Source organism: Bradyrhizobium sp. UFLA05-108, assembly GCF_059803455.1.
In genome coordinates, this window is record NZ_JBANAZ010000022.1 from 95,952 (window position 1) to 116,891 (window position 20,940).

The 20,940-nt window shown below is 65.7% G+C and carries 16 protein-coding genes; 1 reads left to right on the top strand and 15 read right to left on the bottom strand.

What is annotated here, in order from left to right:
- Window positions 1-66: 66 nt before the first annotated feature.
- The 15 genes from ftsZ to rsmH all read right to left on the bottom strand — a co-directional run bounded on the left by ftsZ (window position 67) and on the right by rsmH (window position 19,561).
- A complete protein-coding gene (ftsZ, locus tag SO140_RS18120) occupies window positions 67-1,854 on the bottom strand; it encodes a cell division protein FtsZ (protein ID WP_449379302.1) in 1,788 nt (595 codons plus the stop codon).
- 87 nt (window positions 1,855-1,941) lie between these two features.
- Entirely contained in the window at window positions 1,942-3,261 is a 1,320-nt protein-coding gene (gene ftsA / locus SO140_RS18125) for a cell division protein FtsA (RefSeq protein WP_449379303.1), read from the bottom strand.
- On the bottom strand, window positions 3,258-4,283 hold the full coding sequence (locus SO140_RS18130) for a cell division protein FtsQ/DivIB (RefSeq protein ID WP_449379304.1): 1,026 nt from the start codon (window positions 4,281-4,283) through the stop codon (window positions 3,258-3,260). The genes ftsA and SO140_RS18130 overlap by 4 nt, the downstream gene beginning before the upstream one ends.
- Before the next feature lie 340 nt (window positions 4,284-4,623).
- Entirely contained in the window at window positions 4,624-5,610 is a 987-nt protein-coding gene (locus SO140_RS18135; protein ID WP_449379305.1) for a D-alanine--D-alanine ligase family protein, read from the bottom strand.
- A 64-nt stretch (window positions 5,611-5,674) separates the two neighbouring features.
- The gene (gene murB, locus SO140_RS18140; protein ID WP_449379306.1) at window positions 5,675-6,595 is read right to left on the bottom strand and encodes a UDP-N-acetylmuramate dehydrogenase; all 921 of its coding nucleotides are present in this window, start codon (window positions 6,593-6,595) and stop codon (window positions 5,675-5,677) included.
- A gap of 8 nt (window positions 6,596-6,603) precedes the next feature.
- Entirely contained in the window at window positions 6,604-8,007 is a 1,404-nt protein-coding gene (gene murC / locus SO140_RS18145) for a UDP-N-acetylmuramate--L-alanine ligase (RefSeq protein WP_449379307.1), read from the bottom strand.
- A gap of 171 nt (window positions 8,008-8,178) precedes the next feature.
- Window positions 8,179-9,279, bottom strand: a complete 1,101-nt coding sequence (murG, locus tag SO140_RS18150; protein WP_449379308.1) for an undecaprenyldiphospho-muramoylpentapeptide beta-N-acetylglucosaminyltransferase — start codon at window positions 9,277-9,279, stop codon at window positions 8,179-8,181.
- Window positions 9,280-9,450: 171 nt separating this feature from the next.
- Window positions 9,451-10,602, bottom strand: coding sequence for a putative lipid II flippase FtsW (gene ftsW / locus SO140_RS18155; protein ID WP_449379309.1), 1,152 nt, complete (start codon window positions 10,600-10,602; stop codon window positions 9,451-9,453).
- 242 nt (window positions 10,603-10,844) lie between these two features.
- On the bottom strand, window positions 10,845-12,245 hold the full coding sequence (gene murD / locus SO140_RS18160) for a UDP-N-acetylmuramoyl-L-alanine--D-glutamate ligase (RefSeq protein ID WP_449379310.1): 1,401 nt from the start codon (window positions 12,243-12,245) through the stop codon (window positions 10,845-10,847).
- 7 nt (window positions 12,246-12,252) lie between these two features.
- Window positions 12,253-13,356 (bottom strand): phospho-N-acetylmuramoyl-pentapeptide-transferase, encoded by a 1,104-nt coding sequence (gene mraY / locus SO140_RS18165; RefSeq protein ID WP_449379311.1) that lies wholly within the window; start codon window positions 13,354-13,356, stop codon window positions 12,253-12,255.
- Window positions 13,357-13,499: 143 nt separating this feature from the next.
- Entirely contained in the window at window positions 13,500-14,879 is a 1,380-nt protein-coding gene (locus SO140_RS18170; RefSeq protein ID WP_449379312.1) for a UDP-N-acetylmuramoyl-tripeptide--D-alanyl-D-alanine ligase, read from the bottom strand.
- Entirely contained in the window at window positions 14,876-16,348 is a 1,473-nt protein-coding gene (locus SO140_RS18175; RefSeq protein ID WP_449379313.1) for a UDP-N-acetylmuramoyl-L-alanyl-D-glutamate--2,6-diaminopimelate ligase, read from the bottom strand. The genes SO140_RS18170 and SO140_RS18175 overlap by 4 nt, the downstream gene beginning before the upstream one ends.
- Before the next feature lie 67 nt (window positions 16,349-16,415).
- Complete coding sequence (locus SO140_RS18180; protein ID WP_449379314.1) at window positions 16,416-18,179, bottom strand: peptidoglycan D,D-transpeptidase FtsI family protein; 1,764 nt, start codon at window positions 18,177-18,179, stop codon at window positions 16,416-16,418.
- Window positions 18,176-18,568, bottom strand: a complete 393-nt coding sequence (gene ftsL, locus SO140_RS18185) for a cell division protein FtsL (protein WP_449379315.1) — start codon at window positions 18,566-18,568, stop codon at window positions 18,176-18,178. The genes SO140_RS18180 and ftsL overlap by 4 nt, the downstream gene beginning before the upstream one ends.
- A gap of 3 nt (window positions 18,569-18,571) precedes the next feature.
- Complete coding sequence (rsmH, locus tag SO140_RS18190; protein ID WP_449379316.1) at window positions 18,572-19,561, bottom strand: 16S rRNA (cytosine(1402)-N(4))-methyltransferase RsmH; 990 nt, start codon at window positions 19,559-19,561, stop codon at window positions 18,572-18,574.
- A 450-nt stretch (window positions 19,562-20,011) separates the two neighbouring features.
- Between rsmH and SO140_RS18195 the strand changes: the two genes are divergently transcribed.
- Window positions 20,012-20,875, top strand: a complete 864-nt coding sequence (locus SO140_RS18195; protein ID WP_449379317.1) for an N-acetylmuramoyl-L-alanine amidase — start codon at window positions 20,012-20,014, stop codon at window positions 20,873-20,875.
- Window positions 20,876-20,940 lie beyond the last annotated feature (65 nt).

The window sequence follows — 20,940 nt, forward strand, 5'->3', positions numbered from 1 at the left end:
CCAAAAGCAAAGGTCCCGGCGATCGATTCGCCAGGACCTTTTCCGCTCGGAGGATTGTAACAATCCTCACGTCGCCTGCCGGCGGAGGAAGGCCGGGATGTCAAGATGGTCGTCTCCCTGTGGCCCCGGCGCAACAGGCGCAGGGCGGCCATGGACGTCCAATCCCTGCGGCGCCGGCCGGCGGGCATACTCCGATACCGGATCGCTGGCTGCGATCTGCTGAGCCACGCTGCGCTGCGGCTTGCGCTCGGGCATTGGCGGCATCGCCGGGCCGGTGGTGCGCGCCGTAACCGGCGGCTCACTCTCCTCGTCGCGACGGCCAAGGCCGACATTGGCAAGGCGCTGCAGCAGCGACAGGCGGGTCTTCTGGGTCGGCTCGTCCTCGGCCTCGCGGCCCTGGCGAATCTCGGCCTGAGCCGGCATCGGCAGGTCCTCGAGGCGCGGCATCCGCGGCGCACGCAGCGGCGGACGCTCCGCCTGCGGCGGGATGAAGGTTTCCGGCGTCATCGGCTCCTGCATCGCGACGGGTGCTGCTTCCGGCTCGGGGAACAGCGAGGGCTTTTGCGCGATCGGGCGCACGGTGACGTCGCCATAGGTTTGGGGCGCCGGGGCATGCGGCACTTCGGGAGCCACAGCGGCGGCAATCGCAGCCAATGCGGCACGCTCGACATTGGGACGCGGCGCCATGGGGGCGGCAGCGACCGGCGCGGCTGCGGCCGGCGGGATCTGCGCTTCCAGCTTCTGGGCGCGCTCGGCGAGCCGCTGGTTGTCCGCGCGCAACCGCGCGGTGAGATCGGCGAGCCGGGTTTCAGCCACGGCGGCCGGAGCCTGCGGGGCGGCAACGGCGACCGCCGGTGCGCTGGAGGCCTGGCTGTTGCGGGCGATCGCCGCCTGCTCGATGCCGGTGGCAACGACCGAGACGCGGATCAGGCCGTCGAGGGCTTCGTCGAAGGTGGCGCCGACGATGATGTTGGCGTCCTGGTCGACCTCCTCGCGGATGCGGGTCGCGGCTTCATCGACCTCGAACAAGGTGAGGTCCTTGCCGCCGGTGATCGAGATCAGGAGGCCCTTGGCACCCTTCATCGAGGAATCGTCGATCAGCGGATTGGCGATCGCAGCTTCGGCCGCGGTCAGTGCGCGCTTGTCGCCGGAGGCTTCGCCCGTGCCCATCATCGCCTTGCCCATCTCACGCATCACGGCGCGGACGTCGGCGAAGTCGAGGTTGATCAGGCCTTCCTTCACCATGAGGTCGGTGATGCAGGCAACGCCCGAATAGAGCACCTGGTCGGCCATCGCGAAGGCGTCGGCGAAGGTGGTTTTCTCGTTGGCGACCCGGAACAGGTTCTGGTTCGGGATGATCAGCAGCGTATCGACGACCTTGTGCAGCTCGTTGATGCCGGCTTCAGCGGTGCGCATGCGGCGGCCGCCTTCGAAGTGGAAAGGCTTGGTCACCACGCCGACGGTGAGGATGCCCATGTCGCGCGCGGTCTTGGCGATCACCGGAGCTGCACCGGTGCCGGTGCCGCCGCCCATGCCGGCGGTGACGAACACCATGTTGGCGCCCGAGAGATGGTCGCGGAGCTCGTCAATCACCTCTTCCGCGGCGGCCGCACCGACGTTCGGCTGCGAGCCGGCGCCGAGGCCTTGCGTGACCTGCGTACCCATCTGCACGATGCGCTGCGCCTTCGACATCGTCAGCGCCTGCGCGTCGGTGTTGGCGACCACGAAGTCGACGCCCTGAAGGCCCGCCGTGATCATGTTGTTGACGGCGTTGCCGCCGGCGCCGCCGACGCCAAACACGGTGATCCGCGGCTTCAGTTCGTGAATATCAGGAACGTTGATGCTGATGGTCATGGTTGCCTCTCGATCACGCGCGCGTGGGTTCGCCCCGGCCGGCGGCCGCGGGAGTTGGTGAAAATCCGGGAACGTGGAAGCCTGTCATCAGAAGCCCTCGCGAAGCCATCGTCCGACCTTTCCGAAATAACCGCCGGTCCCTGTCTTGATCTGCCGCGTATGCCGCGGTTCGACATGTTCAAGGTGAACATATTGCGGGTAGACCAGGAGCCCGGCGGGCACCGCGAAGGCGGCGTTCTTCGCCTCATTGGGCAGCCGGCCGAAGCCGAGCGGGCGACCGATCCGCACGGGACGGCCGAGAATTTGCGTGCCGAGCTCGACGAGCCCGGTGAGCTGCGAGGCGCCGCCGCTGAGAACGATGCGGCCATTCGGCTCGGCCGCGAAGGGCGATTCCTTCAGCTTGTCGCGGACCATCTCGAAGATTTCCTCGGCCCGGTGCTTGACGATGTTGGCGATGGTGGCGCGGGAGACGATCTGCGGCAGATCCTGCTCGTCGCCTGCGGTCGGCACCGACATCAGCTCGCGCGAGTCCGATCCGCCGGTGATGACCGTGCCGTAAAGCGTCTTGATCCGCTCGGCGTCAGCGATGGTCGCCGACAGTCCGCGCGCCAGGTCCATCGTGATGTGATGACCGCCGAGCGCAAAGCCTGCCGCATGCACGAAGCGGCCGCCGGAATAGACGGCGATGGTCGTGGTGCCCGCCCCCATCTCGACGACGGCGGCGCCGAGATCGGCCTCGTCGTCGGTCAGCACGGAGAGGCCGGCGACATAGGGGCTCGCCGCCATGGCTTCGACGTTGATGTGGCAGCGCTCCACCGCCAGCATCAGGTTGCGCGCCACGGTGGCGTCGCAGGTGACCACGTTCATGTCGACGCCGAACTGGCGCGCGATCATGCCGCGGGCATCGCGGATGCCCTTGACGCCATCGAGCGTGTAGCCGACGGGCAGCGCGTGCAGCACGGTACGGCCCTCGCCGGTGGCATGGCGCATGCCGGTGGAGGTGACGCGACTGACGTCGGCCGGCGTGACCGCACCGCCGCGGATGTCGGCGGCGGCTTCGACCATGTGCCCGGCGAGCCTGCCGCCGGAGACCGACAGCAGCACGGATTCGACCCGCACCTTCGCCATCTTCTCCGCAAGCCCGACGGCCTGGCGCACCGCCTGCTCGCATTCGCCGAGATCGATCACCGCGCCAGCTTTCATGCCGCGCGACTGGATCTGGCTGTAGCCGGTCAATTCCACCGCATGGGTACGGCCGCGCAGCGCCTCGCTTGGCGCGGACGGCTTCAGCCGCGCGATCATGCAGGCGATCTTGCTGGTGCCGATGTCGAGACAGGCGACGAGCCCGGCGCGCTTATGCGGCATCGGGCGGGTCTTCGGCGTCTGGGTGCGATCGAGACCGGTCATGCGGAATCACCGGCCTTCTTCTTGGACTTCTTGTCCTTGAACATTTCTTCGCGCGCCTTCGCGACGTCGTCGGAGAGCTGCACTACGAGACGATCGGGCAGGCGCATGTCGACGGCGACGATATCCTTGGAGAACAGCTTCTCCTCCTTGTCGAGCTTGGACAGGGCGGCAAGCGCATTGCCGACGTCCTGCTCGGGCAGCCGCACGTCGAGGCCGTCCTTGAGCCGCAGATTCCAACGGCGCTCGCCGATGAAGATCGCCGCCTTGGTCACCGACTGCACCTGCGGGTAGCGCGCGAGCAGCGCGAGGAAATCGCGCGCCTGGCTGGCTGCGCCCTTGCCGACCACGAGCGGCAGCGTCAGGAAGCGGCGCGAAACGTAGGGCTCGAGCACAGCGCCATCGTCGGCGATCACAGAGAGTCGGCCAGCTTCCTGCCACAGCGCGAACGCCTTGCGCTCGGTGATGTCGATCTGGAGCTGGCCAGGATAGAGCTTCAGCACAGTCGCGTCCGCGATCCAGGGATTGGCCTTGAGCTTGTCGCGCAGGCCGTCGGCATCGAGGAACAGCAGCGATGAGCGGCCGCTGACGCCGCCGATGGCGAGGATCTCGTCCTGGCTGAGCTGCTTGCGGCCGTTGATGACGACGGACGTGATGCGGAAGCCGGCGGAATTGGCCAGCGCATTGCGGGCATCGCTGACCGCGATGATGAAATCCTGGAGATGGCCGCCCTTGACGATGCCGAGACCGGTAGCGCCTGCGAGCAGGATGACGGTCAGGCTGATGCCGACCCGGCGCGGCAGGAAGCGTTCGACCAGCGCGACGATGCGCGGCGTCGGCTCGCGCTCCGGAAGGGCCTTGGCGCGGGCACGCTTTTCCTCGAGCTTCTCTTCGCGCTTGTCTTGGCGCTTCTGCTCGACCCACTCGCGCAGAAGCACGACCGCTCCAATAGCGGCCGCCTTCAGGTCAGCTTGGGGCCTCAGCGATCGAAGTACTGACCGGGTGAGACTGCCTGCACCATCCATTGCACGAGCTCATCAACAGTTAGCCCGCGGAAAATTCGCGGGTTCTGACGCCCATGACGTCTCGGACCGGCCGGCCGGGTCAGCAGAAGAAGCCTCTCCCCTTCAAAGCGTTGGCCGGAGTCGGGAACCCCCGCGACAGCCCACGCGCCGGCAGCCAAATCGCCATATGCGCCGCCAGCGTTAACCTTCGGACTTCCTGGTAAACAAAAGGTAAACTTCGTTAACGGCTGGAGCTTTTTGCCTCGTCTTGTGAGGCATTTATGCCGCTATCCCCGGCATTTTACCGATTTTGGGTTCCAAAACCGGCCGTTTCGTCCGGCCGGCCGTTAACCAGCCTCAATTATTTCCGCACCCGCCCTTCGGCGAGCTCGATCAGGTCATGCAGGAAGTCGACGAACTCGATCCCCTGCGCCTTCAGCGCCTTGGGATAGAGAGAGGACTTGGTGAGGCCGGGCAGCGTGTTGGTCTCCAGGTAGACGAGCCCCTTGTCCGACACGATGAAGTCCGACCGGGAATAACCGGTGCAGGACATCGCCCGGTGCGCTCGCATCGCCTGGTCCATCAGCGCGGCCGTGACCTCCGGCGAGAATCGGCCGGGGCAGATCTCCTGGGTCGATGAGAGCAGATACTTTGCGGCGTAATCGAAATTGCCCTCGCCCGGGATGATCTCGATCGGCGGCAGCGACATCATCGAGCCGTCCGGCCGCTCCAGCACGCCGCAGGTTGCTTCGATCCCGGCGATGTAGGGTTCGATGACGTATTCTTCATGCTTGGCCGCATTGCGGACCGCGACGAGATCCTGCTTGGCGTTGACGAAGATCAGGCCGTAGCTCGAACCATCGCGCGCCGGCTTTGCGATCAGCCTGCCGTATTCGGCAAAGGCGTCGTCGATATTTTCGAGCGCAATGCCAATCGGCGGCGTCACACCGCCGAGGGTGGCAAACTGCTTGGCGGCAATCTTGTCGAAGGCCAGATGCGAGGACGCCGAGCCCGATCCGGTGAAGGCTACGCCGCGCGATTCGCACATCACCTGCAATTCGCCGTTCTCGGCGCGGCCGCCATGTAGCGCGAGCACCAGCACACGATCCTCGACCTTGGCCTGGTCGAGCGCCTGTTCCAGCGGAACGCCGCGCGTGCCCGGATTGAACTCGTCCTCGAAGGGACGGGCGTGTTCGGCGAGCTGCTTCGACTGGACGACGTGGACGTTGTCCTCGATGTCCCAGAACCAGAGATCGGCTTCGGGCAACGCCTGCTGCAGCGCCTGCGCGCTTGCGGCCGAGACCAGACGCTCCCTGTTGGAGCCGCCGAAGAGAATGGTGATGCGCATGTGTTCAGTCACCTATCCGTAGGCGTCATTCCACATTGCGCATTTGCGCAATGTGGAATGACGATCATGCGGGAATCCCAATCCGTTTGATTTCCCAGTGTAGCTCAATTCCGGAATTTACCTTCACGCGTTCGCGCACGGTCTCGCCCAGTGTCTCGATGTCGTGACCGGTCGCATCGCCGGTGTTGATCAGGAAGTTGCAGTGCATCTCCGACACCTGCGCGCCGCCGACGCGCAGGCCGCGGCAGCCGGCAGCGTCGATCAGCTTCCAGGCGGAGTGACCGGGCGGATTCTTGAAGGTCGAGCCGCCGGTTTTTTCTCGGATCGGCTGGGCGGTCTCGCGATGGTTTTGCACCTCCGCCATGCGGGCGCGGATTGCCTCCGCATCCTTGATGACGCCACGAAAGCGCGCGGACGTGAAGATGACCGAGGGATCGACACCGCTGTTGCGGTAGACGAACTTCATGTCGGCATTGGAGAAGATGTGCCTTGTGCCGTCGCGACCGATGCCGGTCGCCTCGATCAGCACGTCCTTGGTCTCGCCGCCATTGGCCCCCGCATTCATCCGCAGCGCGCCGCCGATCGTGCCGGGAATGCCGAAGAAGAATTCGAGCCCGCCGATATCAGCGCTGGCCGCCACTTCGGCAACGCGCTTGTCGAGCGCGGCAGCCCCCGCGGCGACGATGTCGCCGCTCGCGCTCGCCTCGCCAAAGGCGCGCGGCGCAAGACGGATCACGACGCCCGAGATGCCGCCATCGCGCACGATGAGATTGGAGCCGACGCCGACGACGTAGACCGGAATGTCGGTCGACAGATGCGCGAGGAAATAAGCGAGATCGTCTTCATCGGCCGGCGTGAACAACACCTGCGCGGGACCGCCGACGCGAAACCAGGTGAGCTCGGCCAGCGACTGGTTCGCCAGCAGCCGCCCGCGCAGGTCAGGCATCGCGGCTTTGAGTTCGGGCGTGATGTCGGGAAAGCTCATGCGACGGCTCACCCCAGCGCCTTCAATTCGCCGGGCAGCGCGTAGGCCCATTGCGTGATGTTGCCGGCGCCCAGGCACACGACGAGATCGCCTGACTTCGCCGTGCCCTTGACGATGCCGGCGAGGTCCGAGGATGCCGGCAGCGGGATCACCTGGCGATGGCCGTGGGCGCGCAGGCCGGCGACGAAATGATCGCGGTCGATGCCTTCGATCGGGGCCTCCCCTGCGGGATAGACCTCGGCGACAACAACCGCATCCGCATCGTTGAAGCAGGTGCAGAATTCCTCGAACAGCGATTGCAGGCGGGTGAAGCGGTGCGGCTGCACCACGGCGACGATCTTGCCGTTGGTGGATTCGCGCGCCGCCTTCAGCACCGCAGCAATCTCGACGGGATGGTGACCGTAGTCGTCGATCACGGTGATACCATTCCACTCGCCGGTCTTGGTGAAACGGCGCTTCACGCCGCCGAAGGTCGCCATCGCCTTGCGGATCGCCTCGTCGGAGACGCCGAGCTCATGCGCCACTGCAATCGCGGCTGTCGCGTTGGAGGCATTGTGACGTCCCGGCATCGGCAGCATGAGATCCGCGATCTCATGCACGGCACCGCTCTTGCGATCGCGGATCGCGACCTTGAATTTCGAGCCGCCACCCATCGGCGTGAGATCGACAAGCCGTGCATCAGCCTGCGGGTTCTCGCCATAGGTGATGATGCGGCGATCCTCGATCTTGCCGACCAGGCTCTGCACGGTCGGATGATCGATGCACATCACGGCAAAGCCGTAGAACGGCAGGTTCTCGACGAATTGGCGGAACGCATCCTGCACGGCTTCGAACGTCTTGAAGTGATCGAGATGCTCTGGGTCGACATTGGTGACGATCGCGACATCCGTCGGCAGCTTCAGGAACGTGCCGTCGCTCTCGTCCGCTTCCACCACCATCCAGTCGCCAGCACCGAGCCGTGCATTCGAGCCATAGGCGTTGATGATGCCGCCGTTGATCACGGTTGGATCGAGGCCGCCGGCATCGAGCAGCGTTGCGACCATCGTCGTCGTCGTGGTCTTGCCATGGGTGCCGGCGATCGCCACGCAGCTCTTCAGCCGCATCAATTCGGCCAGCATCTCGGCACGGCGCACCACGGGAATGCGCTGCGCGCGCGCCGCCATCAATTCCGGATTGTCGCGCTTGATCGCGGAGGACACGACGACGACGTCGGCGCCATCGACATTTTCGGCCCTGTGGCCGACCGAGACCTTTGCGCCCTTCTTGCGCAGCCGGTCGAGATTGTAATTGTCGGAGGCGTCCGAGCCCTGCACGGCGTAGCCGAGATTGACCAGCACCTCGGCAATGCCGCTCATGCCGATGCCGCCGATCCCGACGAAGTGGATGGGTCCGATCTCGCGCGGCAGTCTCATGTTGTCTCCTCGACGTCATCGTCCGCCTTGTGCGCTCTTGCGCACTGGGGCGGGACGATCCAGTACTCCGCGAAGCCTGAGATTCAAATCAGCCTGCGCCGGTTACTGGATGCCCCGCTTTCGCGGGGCATGACAAGGGGCATTTTTGGTCATTCCGGGGCGGAACTGACGTCAGATTCCGGCGACTTTGACCACCAGGTCGGCCAGCCGCTCGGCGGCATCGAGCCGGCCGGCACCGCGGGCGGCCTCGGCCATGGCGGCAAGCCGCGCGGGCTCGACGGCGAAGGCAGAGATCTCCGCGGCCAGCCGGTCCGAGGTGAACTCGGTCTGCGGGATGCGCAGACCGCCGTTCACCTGGGCGAGCACCCCGGCATTGGCGAACTGGTCCTGGTCGATCGAGCCGGGCAGCGGTACCAGGATCGAGGGCCGCCCGATTGCCGCGAGCTCGGCGACCGTGCCGGCGCCCGAGCGCGACACTACCAGATGATTCGAGGCAAGCCGCGCCGGCAAATCGGTGAAGAACGGCGCGAGCTCGGCATTGATCTTGAGCTTGTCGTAGACCGCGCGCACCCGCGTCATGTCCTCATCGCGGACCTGCTGGGTGAGGATCAACCGGCTCCAGATCGCGGGCGCGAGCCGCTCGATCGCGCCGGGCACGATGTCGGCCATGATGCGCGCGCCCTGGCTACCACCAACGACAAGCAGGCGCAGCGGGCCGTTGGGCTCCGGCGGCGTGTACTTCACCGCGGCGGCTGCGAGGATCGCCGGACGCATCGGGGTGCCGACCGTCGTGGTCTTCGGCGCCAGCGTGGGATCCCGGTCGAGCACGCCCGGCAAGGACGTCGCGATCGCGCGTACATGGCGCGACAGGAACCGATTGGCGCGACCGAGCACCGCGTTGGCATCGTGGATGATACCGGGCACACCGGCGAGCCTGGCCGCGATCAACGGCGGCAGCGTCGGATAACCGCCGAAGCCGACGACTGCGACCGGCCGCAATCGGCGCATCAGATTGAAGGCGGAGAGCGTGCCGGTGGCGAGCGTGAAGCCGGCATGGGCAAGCTGCAGCGGATTGCGGCCGCGCGCGGTTTCGCTCGCCACGACGTCGATCATGTCCTTGCTGAATAGCCCGCTGTAGCGGAGCGCACGCGCGTCGGTGACGAGACGCACGCGAAACCCGCGCCGGATCAATTCGACGCCGAGCGCCTCGGCCGGGAACAGATGACCGCCGGTGCCGCCTGCGGCGAGAAGAATCAGGGGGGAAGTGTCCATGGCGGAGGGTTTTACCGGGACTTTTCCGTCATTGCGAGCGGGGCAAATCCAGGATGCCAATCCTCATCCTGAGGAGCGCGGAACGCGCGTCTCGAAGGATGAAGGCCCGGCCGCTGGCCTCGCCCTTCGAGACGCCGCGCGAGCGTGGGTCCTCAGGGTGAGGGTCGGGCATCACGCGTAGCTGCGCATCGCCTCGGCGCGGCCGATCGACTCGACCTCGGTGCGCGGACGCAGCCGTGTCAGCGCCAGCATCATGCCGACGCCGTAAGCGAGCGTCACGATGGAGGAGCCGCCATAGGAGATGAACGGCAGCGTCATGCCCTTGGCCGGGATGAGCTGAAGATTGACCGACATGTTGATCGCGGCCTGCACGCCGAACAGGATGGCAAGGCCGGAGGCGGCAAAGCGCGAGAACATGTCCTCATTGGCATAGGCGCGCGACAGCGTGCGGATGACGATGAAGGCGAACAGCGCCAGCATCGCAAGGCACAGGATGATGCCGAACTCTTCGGCCGCGACGGCAAACACGAAGTCGGTGTGGCTGTCCGGCAGGCTGCGCTTGGCGATGCCCTCGCCCGGCCCCAGGCCAAACCATCCGCCGTTGTAGAAGGCTTCCATCGCGGTATCGACCTGGAAGGTGTCGCCAGAAGCCGGATTCATGAATCGCTTGATGCGCCCGGCGACATGCGGAACAAAAAGATAGGCGCTGAACAGGCCGGCGGAGGCGGCGCCCGCAAGCCCGAACACCCAGATCATGCGCATGCCCGCGATGAAGAACAGCGCGCCCCACACCATCAGGATCAGCATGGTCTGGCCGAAATCGGGCTCCATGACGAGGAGCGAGACCAGCATCAACAGCAGCACCAGCGCCATCGAGGTCGCGGGCATCTCAGGCCGCTTGGTCGATTCTGCGAACAGCCAGGCGGCGATGACGACGAATGACGGCTTTGCGGCCTCGGAGGCCTGGATGTTGACGCCGAGCAGCGTGATCCAGCGCCGCGAGCCCTTCACCTCGGGGCCAATGGCGAGCGTCACCACGATGAGTATGATGCTGATCGCGAAGATGATCAGCGCGCTGCGCCGGATCGCACGCGGCGACAGAAACGACACGCCGATCAGGACAATGAAGGACGGCGCCAGAAACATCACGTGCCGGCTGAAGAAGTGGAAGGGATCGAGCCCGATGCGGGTCGCAACCGGCGGGCTCGCCGCCAGCGACAGGATGACGCCAGTCAGCATCAGCGCCAGGATGACGCCGAGCAGCGGCTTGTCGACGGTCCACCACCATTCGGAAAAGGGGGTGCGTTCTTCACGGGAGAGCATGGGGCGGCCGACTTTCGGACAGAGATCAGCCCATTGGTCGCCGAGGTTGGTTTACGGGGGGTTAATGGGATCGATAACTTTGGAAATAGCGCACAGCGCGTCCCCAAATGCTCGTCATGGCCCGGCTTGACCGGGCCATCCAGTACGCCGCGGCCTCGCCGTATTCGTCGCCGTCTCTGGGGAATACTGGGTCGTCCGGTCAAGCCGGACGACGACAGCGGAGTGCAAGGAATAAGTGCACCCTACACCACCGGCTTCACACCCGGCAGCGCCTGGACCAGCTCGCGGTACCTGGCGCCGCGGATCTCGAAATTTCGGTACTGGTCGAAGGAGGCGCAGGCGGGCGAGAGCAGCACGACGGCCTCGCTGATGCCTGATGCTTCCGCGTCGCGCGCGGCGTGCTCGACGGCGACGTCCAGCGTCTGGCTAATCTCGTGGGCGACTCGCGTGCCCAGCGTGCCGGAAAACTCCTGCGCGGCCTCGCCGATCAGATAGGCCTTTCGGATGCGCGGGAAGAAGCTCGTCAAGCTGGTGATGCCGCCCATCTTCGGCTTGCCACCGGCAATCCAGAAGATGTCGGCAAAGGACGACAGCGCATGCGCGGCAGCGTCTGCGTTGGTGCCCTTGGAGTCGTTGACGAACAGCACGTTGCCGCGGCGGCCGACCTGCTCCATGCGATGCGCAAGGCCGGGAAAGCTGCGCAGGCCGTTCTGGAGCACGTCGAGGCTGATGCCCATCGCGAGCGCGGCGGCGGAGGCGCAGGCGGCATTCTGCGCATTGTGCAGGCCGCGCAGCGAACCGATGCCGCCGAGCTTTGCGACCTCGCTGCGGGCGCCGCCCGAGGCGCGGACGATCGTGTCGTGCTCGACATAGATGCCGGTCGCAAGCGGATTTTTGACGGAGATGCGCACCACGTTCTTGCCGGCGCGGTCGAGCCGGTCGGCGATGTCGCGGCACCAGCCGTCGTCGACGCCGACGATCGAGGTGCCGCTCGCTTGCACTCCGGCGACGAGACGCTCCTTCACCGCGGCATAGTGCTGGATGGTGCCGTGGCGGTCGATGTGGTCCTCGCTGACATTGAGCAGAATGCCGGCGGAGGGATCGAGCGACGGCGTGAGATCGATCTGGTAGGACGACATCTCGACGACATGGACGCGGCCCATGCGCGGCTGCTCCAGCGACAGGATCGCGGTGCCGATATTGCCGCCCATCTGGGTGTCGTAGCCGGCAACCTTGGTGAGATGCGCGATCAGCGCCGTGGTGGTGGACTTACCGTTGGTGCCGGTGATGGCGACGAACGGTGCGTTCGGCGCGTGGCGTCGCCGCTCGCGGCAGAACAGCTCGATGTCGCCGATCACCTCGACGCCGGCCTCGCGCGCCCTCAAGACGCTCCAGTGCGGCGCCGGATGGGTGAGCGGCACGCCGGGCGCGAGCACCAGCGCCGAGAAATTCGCCCACGACACGGTGCGCAGTTCGGCGGTGATGAAACCTTCCTGCGCTGCCTTGGCGAGATTGTCGGCACTGTCGTCGCCGGCGATCACCTCGGCGCCGCCGGCTTTCAGGGCGTGGCAGCTTGCGAGGCCCGAGCCGCCGAGCCCGAACACCGCGACCGTCTTGCCGGCAAACGATGTGACCGGGATCATCGATCGATCACCGCAGCTTCAGCGTGGAAAGGCCGGCGAGCGCCAGCATCACCGAGATGATCCAGAAGCGGATCACGATCTGCGGCTCGGTCCAGCCGAGTTGCTCGAAATGGTGATGGATCGGCGCCATCCTGAAGATGCGTTTTCCCGTCAGCTTGAACGAGACGACCTGCACGATCACCGAGACCGCCTCCAGCACGAACAGGCCGCCGATCACGGCGAGCACGATCTCGTGCTTCACCGCAACGGCGATCGAGCCGAGCATGCCGCCGAGCGCCAGCGAACCGGTGTCGCCCATGAAGATCGAGGCCGGCGGTGCGTTGAACCAGAGGAAGCCGAGGCCCGCTCCCAGCAGCGCTCCGCAGAGCACGGCGAGCTCGCCGGTGCCCGCGACATATTTGATCTGGAGGTAATCGGCGAACACGGCGTTACCGGCGAGATAGGCGATCATGGCAAAGCTCGCGGTGGCGATCATCACCGGCACGATGGCGAGGCCGTCGAGACCGTCGGTGAGGTTCACCGCATTGCCGGCGCCGACGATGACGAAGGCGCCGAAGATCACGAAGAACCAGCCGAAATGCAGAACGGTGTCCTTGAGGAAAGGAATCGTCAACGCGGTCGACGCGGGATCGCGATTCAGCCGCACCAGCGCATAGCAGGCGACCAGCGCGATGACCGCCTCGATCAGCAGGCGAAGCTTGCCGCCGAACCCGCTCGTCGTCTGCTTGGTCACCTTGAGGTAATCGTCGTAGAAGCCGACGAAGCCGAAGCCGAGCGTCACCGCGAGCACGATCCAGACATAGGGATTGAGCGGGTTGGCCCACAGCACCGTGCCGACCGTGAGGCCGGACAGGATCATCAGCCCGCCCATGGTGGGCGTGCCCTTCTTGCTGAGATGCGATTGCGGGCCGTCTTCCCGAATCGGCTGGCCCTTGCCCTGGCGGATGCGCAAATGATCGATGATCCAGGGCCCGAACAGGAACACGAACAACGCGCCGGTGACAACGGCACCGCCGGTGCGGAAAGTGATGTAGCGGAAGACGTTCAGCACGGTGCGAAACGCACCGAAGCTCGGAAACGTGTTGGAGAGTTCGATCAGCCAGTAAAACATTCAGACAGTCCTATACCGCCTCATCACATGCGGCCTTGCCGAAAGCGCTTTTGGCGTATTTCGCCGGCTTCCATGGTGTGGTCGGGCGACCCTCAAAAATCGGACGGCCGGTGTTGTGGGATCAGACACGGCGCTTAACCAGTTTACGCCTTTGCCTGCAAGGCAGCCACTAGCCCCGGCACAAACTTGTTGACCCAGAACATCTTTTTGCTGCCCTTGACAACCACGACATCGCCTGCCTTCAGCAGATCTGCGACATCTCGCGGGGCCAGCGTGGCAGGATCGTCATGCCAGCCGAGGCTCTTGGCCAGCGGCAGCTTCTGGTAGAGATGATGCATCAACGGACCGACACAGTAGACGCCGTCGATGCCGTCGAGATGTCTTGCAAGATTCACGTGATAGGACGGCGCGTCAGTTCCCAGCTCGAGCATGTCGCCGATCACGGCGATGCGGCGGCCACTGGTCATGTGGCGCGCCTTGAGACTTTCCAGAGCCGCGGCCATGCTGGCCGGATTGCCGTTAAAGCTGTCGTCGATCACGGTGATGCCGCCGACGGTCTGCTCGACGCCGCGGCCAGTCATGATGCCGACACCATCGAGCCTCGCCGCGAGCGCAGCGGCATCGAGACCGGCCGCGTGAATCGAGGCCAGCGCGGCGAGCGCGTTGTGGACGCGGTGCGGCGCGCCGGGCGTGAGGCTGAAGTCGATCTCCTTGTCGCCGACTTGCGCCCTCACCTGCCAGCTTTCACCATGTGGCGTGTGCCCGAGCTCGCGGACCTCGGTGCCGTCGCCGAAACGGATGACCTTGCCGTTCCATTCGGGCGCGGCGATATCGGCCGGCAACACCAGCACGCCGTCATTCGGCAGGCCGAGTGCGATCGAAACCTTCTCGCGCCGGATGGCTTCGAGCGAGCCGAGCTTTTCCAGATGCACCGGCTGCACGTTGACGACCAGCGCCACCGTCGGCCGCGTCAGCTCGCTCAGTCGCGCGATCTCGCCGGTCTGGTTCATGCCCATCTCGACGACCCAGAGGCTCGCATCAGGCCTCGCATTGCACAGCGTCAGCGGCACGCCCCAGAAATTGTTGAAGCTGGACGGGTTCGCATAGGCGTTCGGGTAGGCGGCGAGATATTCCTTGGTGCTGGTCTTGCCGGCGCTGCCAGTGAGCCCGACGACCGGCCCCGCAAAGCGGGCGCGGGCGGCACGCGCGAGGCCCCAGAGGCCGTCGATCAGCGTGTCCTTGACGATGAGCTGTGGGATGCGGATGCCCGCGATCTCATGCGGCACGATCATCGCGACCGCGCCGGAAGCTTCCGCCTTGTCGGCAAACTCCCAGCCGTCGCGCGCGCTGGCGAAGGCCGAGATGAAGCCGCCGCTAGGCGTGCCGCTCAGCGCGACGAACAGGCTGCCCGGCTTCACCAGGCGGCTGTCCTGGGTGACGAAGTCGATGGCCGTGTCCGGGAACGATCCCGCGATCCCCAGCGCGCGCGCGACCTCGGCAATCGTCCACAATGGCGCGCTCATGAAACCCTCGTCGCTAATGCGGCGGCGACCGCCTCGTGATCGCTGAACGGCAGCACCTGGCCGCCGATGATCTGCCCGGTCTCGTGGCCCTTGCCGGCAATCAGCAGCGCATCGCCCGGCTCGAGCTCCTCGATTGCCGCGCGGATCGCCGCTGCGCGATCACCGATCTCTTTCGCGCCCTTTGCAGCGCCAAGGATTGCGGCGCGAATGGCTTCCGGCTTTTCGCTGCGCGGATTGTCGTCGGTGATGATGACACCGTCGGCATTCTCCGCCGCGATAGCGCCCATGATCGGTCGCTTGCCGGCATCACGATCACCGCCGGCGCCGAACACGACGATCAGCTTGCGTTTGGCATAGGGCCGGAGCGCCTGAAGTGCCTTGACCAATGCATCCGGCTTGTGCGCGTAGTCGACGAAGATCGGCGCGCCATTGCGTTCGCCAACGAGCTCGAGCCGCCCCTTGGCGCCTTCGAGATGTTCGAGGCTCGCAAACACGCCTCCCGCATCGCTGCCGGTGCCGATCGCAAGGCCAGCGGAGACCAGCGCGTTCTCGACCTGGAACGCGCCGACCAGCGGCAGCCTGATCGAATACGCCTTGCCGCGATGCCCGATTGCGAGCGCTTGCGAAAAGCCGTCGACCTTGGCATCGACGAGGCGGATGCCCTCGCCTGCCCCGTCGCCGTTGCGGCCGACCGCCATCACGCGCAGGCCGCGCGACCTCGCGGCCTCGATCGCCTCAGTCGAGCAATCATGATCGGCGGAGATCACAGCCGCGCCGCCAGGTGCGACCAGATCGCGGAACAGCCGCAGCTTCGCTGCAAGATAGTGCGCGATGGTCGGGTGATAGTCCATGTGGTCGCGCGTGAGGTTGGTGAAGCCGCCGGCCGCGACGCGCACGCCGTCGAGGCGATATTGATCGAGCCCGTGCGAGGACGCTTCGAACGCCAGATGCGTGACGCCATCGCGCGCAATCTCATCGAGCTGCCGGTGCAGCGCAATCGGATCGGGCGTCGTCAGCGAGCCGTAGACGGTACGCTTGGGCGAGACAAGGCCGATGGTCCCGATGCTGGCGGACGCGTGGCCGAGCCGCTCCCAGATCTGCCGCGTGAAGGCCGCGACTGAGGTCTTGCCACTGGTGCCGGTCACCGCCGCAATCGTCGCAGGCTGGGCGGGGAAGAATCTTGCCGCGGCCAGAGCCAGCGCACGCCGCGGATTGGAGACCGCGATGAACGGCACCTTGCAGGTATCCGGCGCATGGTCGCCGACGACAGCGACCGCGCCTGCGGCGATCGCCGCGTCGGTGAAGCGTGCGCCGTCGGTCTTGCTGCCGGCGAGCGCGAAGAAGAGATCACCCGGTTTGACGACGCGGCTGTCGAGCGCAAGCCCCGTCGCATCGAGCGCCGCGACGGCGGGCTCGATTGCGGCATCATTGCCCAGAAAATCCTGACCTAGGAGGTCGCGCAGTTTCATGGCCTTCCAGTCGAAATGCCAAGCCGGATCCAGGAGGAAACCCGACTCGGGGCAGCCCGGTTACGGCTTACTGGGTTGTCCTGGATGCTGCAAGAATAAGGCGGTCGGACGGCGGCAGGTTGAAACGGGGCTCGATCCCGAGCAGCGGCGCGATCCGCTCGATCACCTTGCCGCCCGTGGGCACCGCGTTCCAGCCCGAGGTAATCAAGCCATAGGTCTCTTTCAGAGGCTGCGGCTCGTCCAGCATGATCAGGAGCTGGTATTTCGGATTGTCCGCCGGCAGGATCGCGGTGAAGGCGTTGAGCACACGCTTCTTGGCGTAGTGGCCGTTGATGACCTTTTCGGCCGTGCCGGTCTTGCCGCCGATGTAATAGCCGGGAACGTCGGCCTTCTTGGCGGTACCGACCTCGGCGTTGAGCCGCATCAGATAGCGCATCTTGTCCGAGGTCTCGGGCTTGATGACGCGCTTTGCCATCGCCATCGCCTCGGCCTCCGTGCGCTTCAAGAAGGTCGGCGGAATGAGATAGCCGCCATTGACCAGCGCATCGATGCCCATCACCGCCTGCAGCGGCGCGACCGCGATGCCGTGACCGAAGGAGATGGTCACCGTGTTGAGCTCCGCCCAGCGCTTCGGCACGATCGGCGAGGCGCTCTCCGGCAATTCGGTGCGGAGCCGCTCGAGCTGCCCCATCTTGCGCAGGAAGGCCTTGTGCGCCTCGACGCCTTGCGAGAGCGCGATGCGCGCCGCACCGACGTTGGAGGAGTAATAGAACACTTCCTTCATGCTGATGAAGCGGCCGAGCGCGTGATCGTCATGAATGGCGAACTTGCCGTAGTGCAGCGGCCCGCGCGCGTCCCACATCGAATTGAGATCGACCTTGCCGGAGTCGAGCGCCATGGCGAGCGTAAAGGCCTTGAAGGTCGAGCCCATCTCGTAGACGCCGGTGGTCAGGCGGTTGATGCGATCGGGGTCGTGGGCTTCCTTCGGGTTGTTCGGGTCGAAGTCCGGCACCGAGACCATCGCCACGATCTCGCCGGTCTTGACGTTGGAGACGAGGCCCGACGCCGCCTTGGCGTGAAACTTCTCCTTCGCCTTCAACAGTTCGTCGCGCAGCGCGTGCTCGACGCGCAAGTCCACCGACAGCTCGATCGGCTTTTGCAGGCGGTCGGTGGCAAAGCCCGCACGGTGGAGATCGGCGAGCCCGTTATTGTCGAGCCACTTCTCCATGCCGGCGATGCCCTGGTTGTCGATGTTGACGAGACCGATGAGGTGGGCGACCTCGTTGCCGGTTGGATAGACGCGCTTGTTCTCGCGCAGGAACCCGATGCCGGGAATGCCGAGCTTGTGGATCTCCTGCTGCTGCTTCGGCGTGATCTCGCGCTTCAGCCAGACGAACCCCTTTCGCGCGGATAGCCGCTCGCGTACCTCGGCCTCGTCGAGGTCAGACACGGTGGCGGTCAGGAGTTCGATCGCCTCGTCCTTGTCGATGATGCGGCGCGGTTCGCCGAACAGGCTCGGCGCCTTGACGTCGGTGGCAAGGATCTCGCCGTTGCGATCGACGATGTCGGGCCGCGCGGTCGCAACCACGTCCTGCGCGCCGCCGCGCCGTGCGCTGTGGACGTCGGCACCGATGGCGAACATCACGAGACGGCCGCCGATTAGCGCATAGACGGCCGAAAACGCCAGGATCGCAAGGCCCACGCGCGCACGCGCCTTCGCCGCGCGATCGACGTTGCGCCCGTAGAGCAGGCTGCGGATCAGCCGCTGACGCCAAGGCTCGGTTGCCCGCTGCGCCGGCTTTGCGGGTTTGCCCGGAGTGGCGGCGCTCATTGCTTGTCCTGCGGCTCTCGCACCGAACCCGTGACCGTGTCGGCATCGGTCGCAGCTTCAATGGTGTTGATCATGGCGCCGATCGGATCGGGCTCGCCGGGCTTGACCAGCCGCGGCGGGCGGTCGGGCAGGTTCTTCAGCTGATCGTATTGCGTGCCATTGACCGGCTTGAGCGGCAGATGCCGCTCGGCAAGTCCTTGCAGCCGCAATGGCGCATCGAGCTTGGCCCATTCGGAGCGCAATGCGGCGATGGCATCGCGCTGCTCGCGGATGTCGGCATGCAGGCGCAGCACTCGCTCGGTGCGCGCGGTGGACTCCATCTTGATCCGGTAGACATAGGCCGCGGCGAAGATCAGCGCGCCGATGACCAAGAGGTGAATGATGCGCATGCGCTAGCCGCCCCTCATGACATCGGAAAGGCTCGGCCAGGACGATGACTCGCCCTCGGCATGCGCGGCAGAGGCGGTCCGCTCGGCGGCGCGCAACTTGGCGGAACGCGCGCGCGGATTGTGCGCGACCTCATCTTCGCCAGCGACGACCGGACGCCGCGTCAGGAGCTGGAAACTCGGCGGCACCTGCGCGACCTCGGGCAAATGCCGCGAGCCCCCGCCGGTCTTGGCGCGTTCGCTGAGGAAATTCTTGACGATGCGGTCTTCCAGCGAATGGAAGGAAACCACGACCAGCCGCCCGCCAGGCCTCAGCACGCGCTCGGCGGCTGCAAGCGCCGTCTGAAGCTCTTCGAGCTCTTCATTAACGAAGATGCGCAAGCCCTGGAACGTCCGCGTCGCCGGATGGATGTCGCCGGGCTTCGAGCGCACGACTCGTGCAACGAGATCGGCGAGCGCGCGCGTGGTCGTGATCGGTGCTTCCTGCCGTGCTGCGACGATGGCGCGCGCGACTTTGCGCGAATGCCGCTCCTCGCCGAAGAGGTAGATGATGTCGGCAAGATCGCTCTCGGACGCCTTTGCGACGACGTCCGCTGCGGTCGGTCCAGCCTGCCCCATCCGCATGTCGAGGGGACCGTCGAGCCGGAACGAGAAGCCGCGGCCGGCCTGGTCGAGCTGCATCGAGGAGACGCCGACGTCCATGACGACACCGTCGACGGCGTCAACGCCTTGCGCGGCGCAGACCTCGGCGAGATTCGAGAAGCGGTCTTCGACCAAGATAAGGCGCCCGCCAGAGCGGTCGACCAGGTCAAAGCCACCGGCGATCGCGGTGCGATCGCGATCGATGCCGATGATACGAGTTCCCGGCATATCCAGGATGGCGTGGCTGTAGCCGCCGCCACCGAAGGTCGCATCGACATAGACGCCACCCTCGCGCGGCGCGAGATGCTCGATCGCCTCACGGCCGAGAACGGGAATGTGGGCAGCCGAACTCATGCGCCCGGCTCGCAAGCGGCGCGGGCGAGAACGATGGTTAACGCGTCCATCACGTCTCGAATTGTTCCGCTTCGCGGCGGTTCCACGGCTCAACCCCTGTACGGCGCGCTCGCCCAGCCCGGCGGTCCCAGGCTGCAGACCCTGTTTTCCGCATGGAATTTGTCGGGCAGCCATGGGATTTCGAACAAAAAACGCGTTGGCCACCTCCGGACGCGGGGCGGCTCTTCACTCTCAGTAACGGCCCTTAGCGTTAAGAAAGCGTTGATGGTTCGATTACAAGTCAAAAAGGTAAAATCCGTGGTGATGCGTCATCCACACACATCGGACAAAATGCGCCCGTTAACCGAAGCCGGCGATTGCGCCGCCGCAAGGGTAAAGGAATAGTAAAGTGAAGGGCTTGAAGCGCCCGCCGCTCTCTCTGATTGAGCGTTATTCCGATTGAGCCCCATAATGTCGTCCGGTTCGTCCGCGTCATCAGGATCTGATTCGAAGCGTCAACGCGTGCTCCCGGTTCCCAAGGCCGCGGCGAGCATGCGGACGTTCGATCCCGACTCCTCCATCGTCTCCGACATCATCCCCTCTCCGAACTATGGCGAGCGCAACAAGGCCCGCCAGCCGGACATGATCCTCTTGCACTACACCGGCATGCCCGATGTCGAGGGCGCGCTGGCGCGGCTGTGCACGGCGGGCACCGAGGTGTCGGCTCACTATGTCGTGCTTGAGGACGGCCGCATCGTGCAATGCGTGCCGGAGAGCAAGCGCGCCTGGCACGCCGGCGTCTCGTCATGGGCGGGTGAGGACGACGTCAATTCCTGCTCGATCGGCATCGAGATCGTCAATCGCGGCCATGACTGGGGCTACCCGGAATTTCCGCTGCGCCAGATCGCTGCCGTAATCGCGCTCTGCCGCGGCATCATGCTCCGCCGCAAGGTGGCGCCGCATCGGGTGCTCGGCCATTCCGACGTCGCGCCGGCGCGCAAGAAGGATCCCGGCGAGAAATTCCCGTGGCACTCGCTGGCCAATTCCGGCGTCGGTCACTGGGTGACGCCCGCGCCTATCGTGCGCGGCGAAAGTCTGATGCTCGGCACCATCAGCGACGAGGTGCTGAGCCTGCAGCAGGCGCTCGCCAAATATGGCTACGGCATCCCGCTCACCGGCAAGTACGATGCAACGACGATGGAGGTCGTCACCGCCTTCCAGCGCCATTTCCGCCCGGCGCGGCTGGATGGTGTCGTCGATCATTCGACGCTGTCGACATTGCAGGCACTGCTGGCGAGCTTGCCGGCCGAAGGCACGACCGTCGCGTCGAAGTGACGGCGGCGGTCGAGCAGCTCACTCTCATGTCCCGGACGCGCGACAACGCCCTCGCGTTGGCGCGC

What these genes read in the sequence shown, in the direction of transcription:
- ftsZ (WP_449379302.1), bottom strand. Translation starts at nt 1,854, where the DNA reads ATGACCATCAGCATCAACGTTCCTGATATTCACGAACTGAAGCCGCGG.
- ftsA (WP_449379303.1), bottom strand. Translation starts at nt 3,261, where the DNA reads ATGACCGGTCTCGATCGCACCCAGACGCCGAAGACCCGCCCGATGCCG.
- SO140_RS18130 (WP_449379304.1), bottom strand. Translation starts at nt 4,283, where the DNA reads ATGGATGGTGCAGGCAGTCTCACCCGGTCAGTACTTCGATCGCTGAGG.
- SO140_RS18135 (WP_449379305.1), bottom strand. Translation starts at nt 5,610, where the DNA reads ATGCGCATCACCATTCTCTTCGGCGGCTCCAACAGGGAGCGTCTGGTC.
- murB (WP_449379306.1), bottom strand. Translation starts at nt 6,595, where the DNA reads ATGAGCTTTCCCGACATCACGCCCGAACTCAAAGCCGCGATGCCTGAC.
- murC (WP_449379307.1), bottom strand. Translation starts at nt 8,007, where the DNA reads ATGAGACTGCCGCGCGAGATCGGACCCATCCACTTCGTCGGGATCGGC.
- murG (WP_449379308.1), bottom strand. Translation starts at nt 9,279, where the DNA reads ATGGACACTTCCCCCCTGATTCTTCTCGCCGCAGGCGGCACCGGCGGT.
- ftsW (WP_449379309.1), bottom strand. Translation starts at nt 10,602, where the DNA reads ATGCTCTCCCGTGAAGAACGCACCCCCTTTTCCGAATGGTGGTGGACC.
- murD (WP_449379310.1), bottom strand. Translation starts at nt 12,245, where the DNA reads ATGATCCCGGTCACATCGTTTGCCGGCAAGACGGTCGCGGTGTTCGGG.
- mraY (WP_449379311.1), bottom strand. Translation starts at nt 13,356, where the DNA reads ATGTTTTACTGGCTGATCGAACTCTCCAACACGTTTCCGAGCTTCGGT.
- SO140_RS18170 (WP_449379312.1), bottom strand. Translation starts at nt 14,879, where the DNA reads ATGAGCGCGCCATTGTGGACGATTGCCGAGGTCGCGCGCGCGCTGGGG.
- SO140_RS18175 (WP_449379313.1), bottom strand. Translation starts at nt 16,348, where the DNA reads ATGAAACTGCGCGACCTCCTAGGTCAGGATTTTCTGGGCAATGATGCC.
- SO140_RS18180 (WP_449379314.1), bottom strand. Translation starts at nt 18,179, where the DNA reads ATGAGCGCCGCCACTCCGGGCAAACCCGCAAAGCCGGCGCAGCGGGCA.
- ftsL (WP_449379315.1), bottom strand. Translation starts at nt 18,568, where the DNA reads ATGCGCATCATTCACCTCTTGGTCATCGGCGCGCTGATCTTCGCCGCG.
- rsmH (WP_449379316.1), bottom strand. Translation starts at nt 19,561, where the DNA reads ATGAGTTCGGCTGCCCACATTCCCGTTCTCGGCCGTGAGGCGATCGAG.
- SO140_RS18195 (WP_449379317.1), top strand. Translation starts at nt 20,012, where the DNA reads ATGTCGTCCGGTTCGTCCGCGTCATCAGGATCTGATTCGAAGCGTCAA.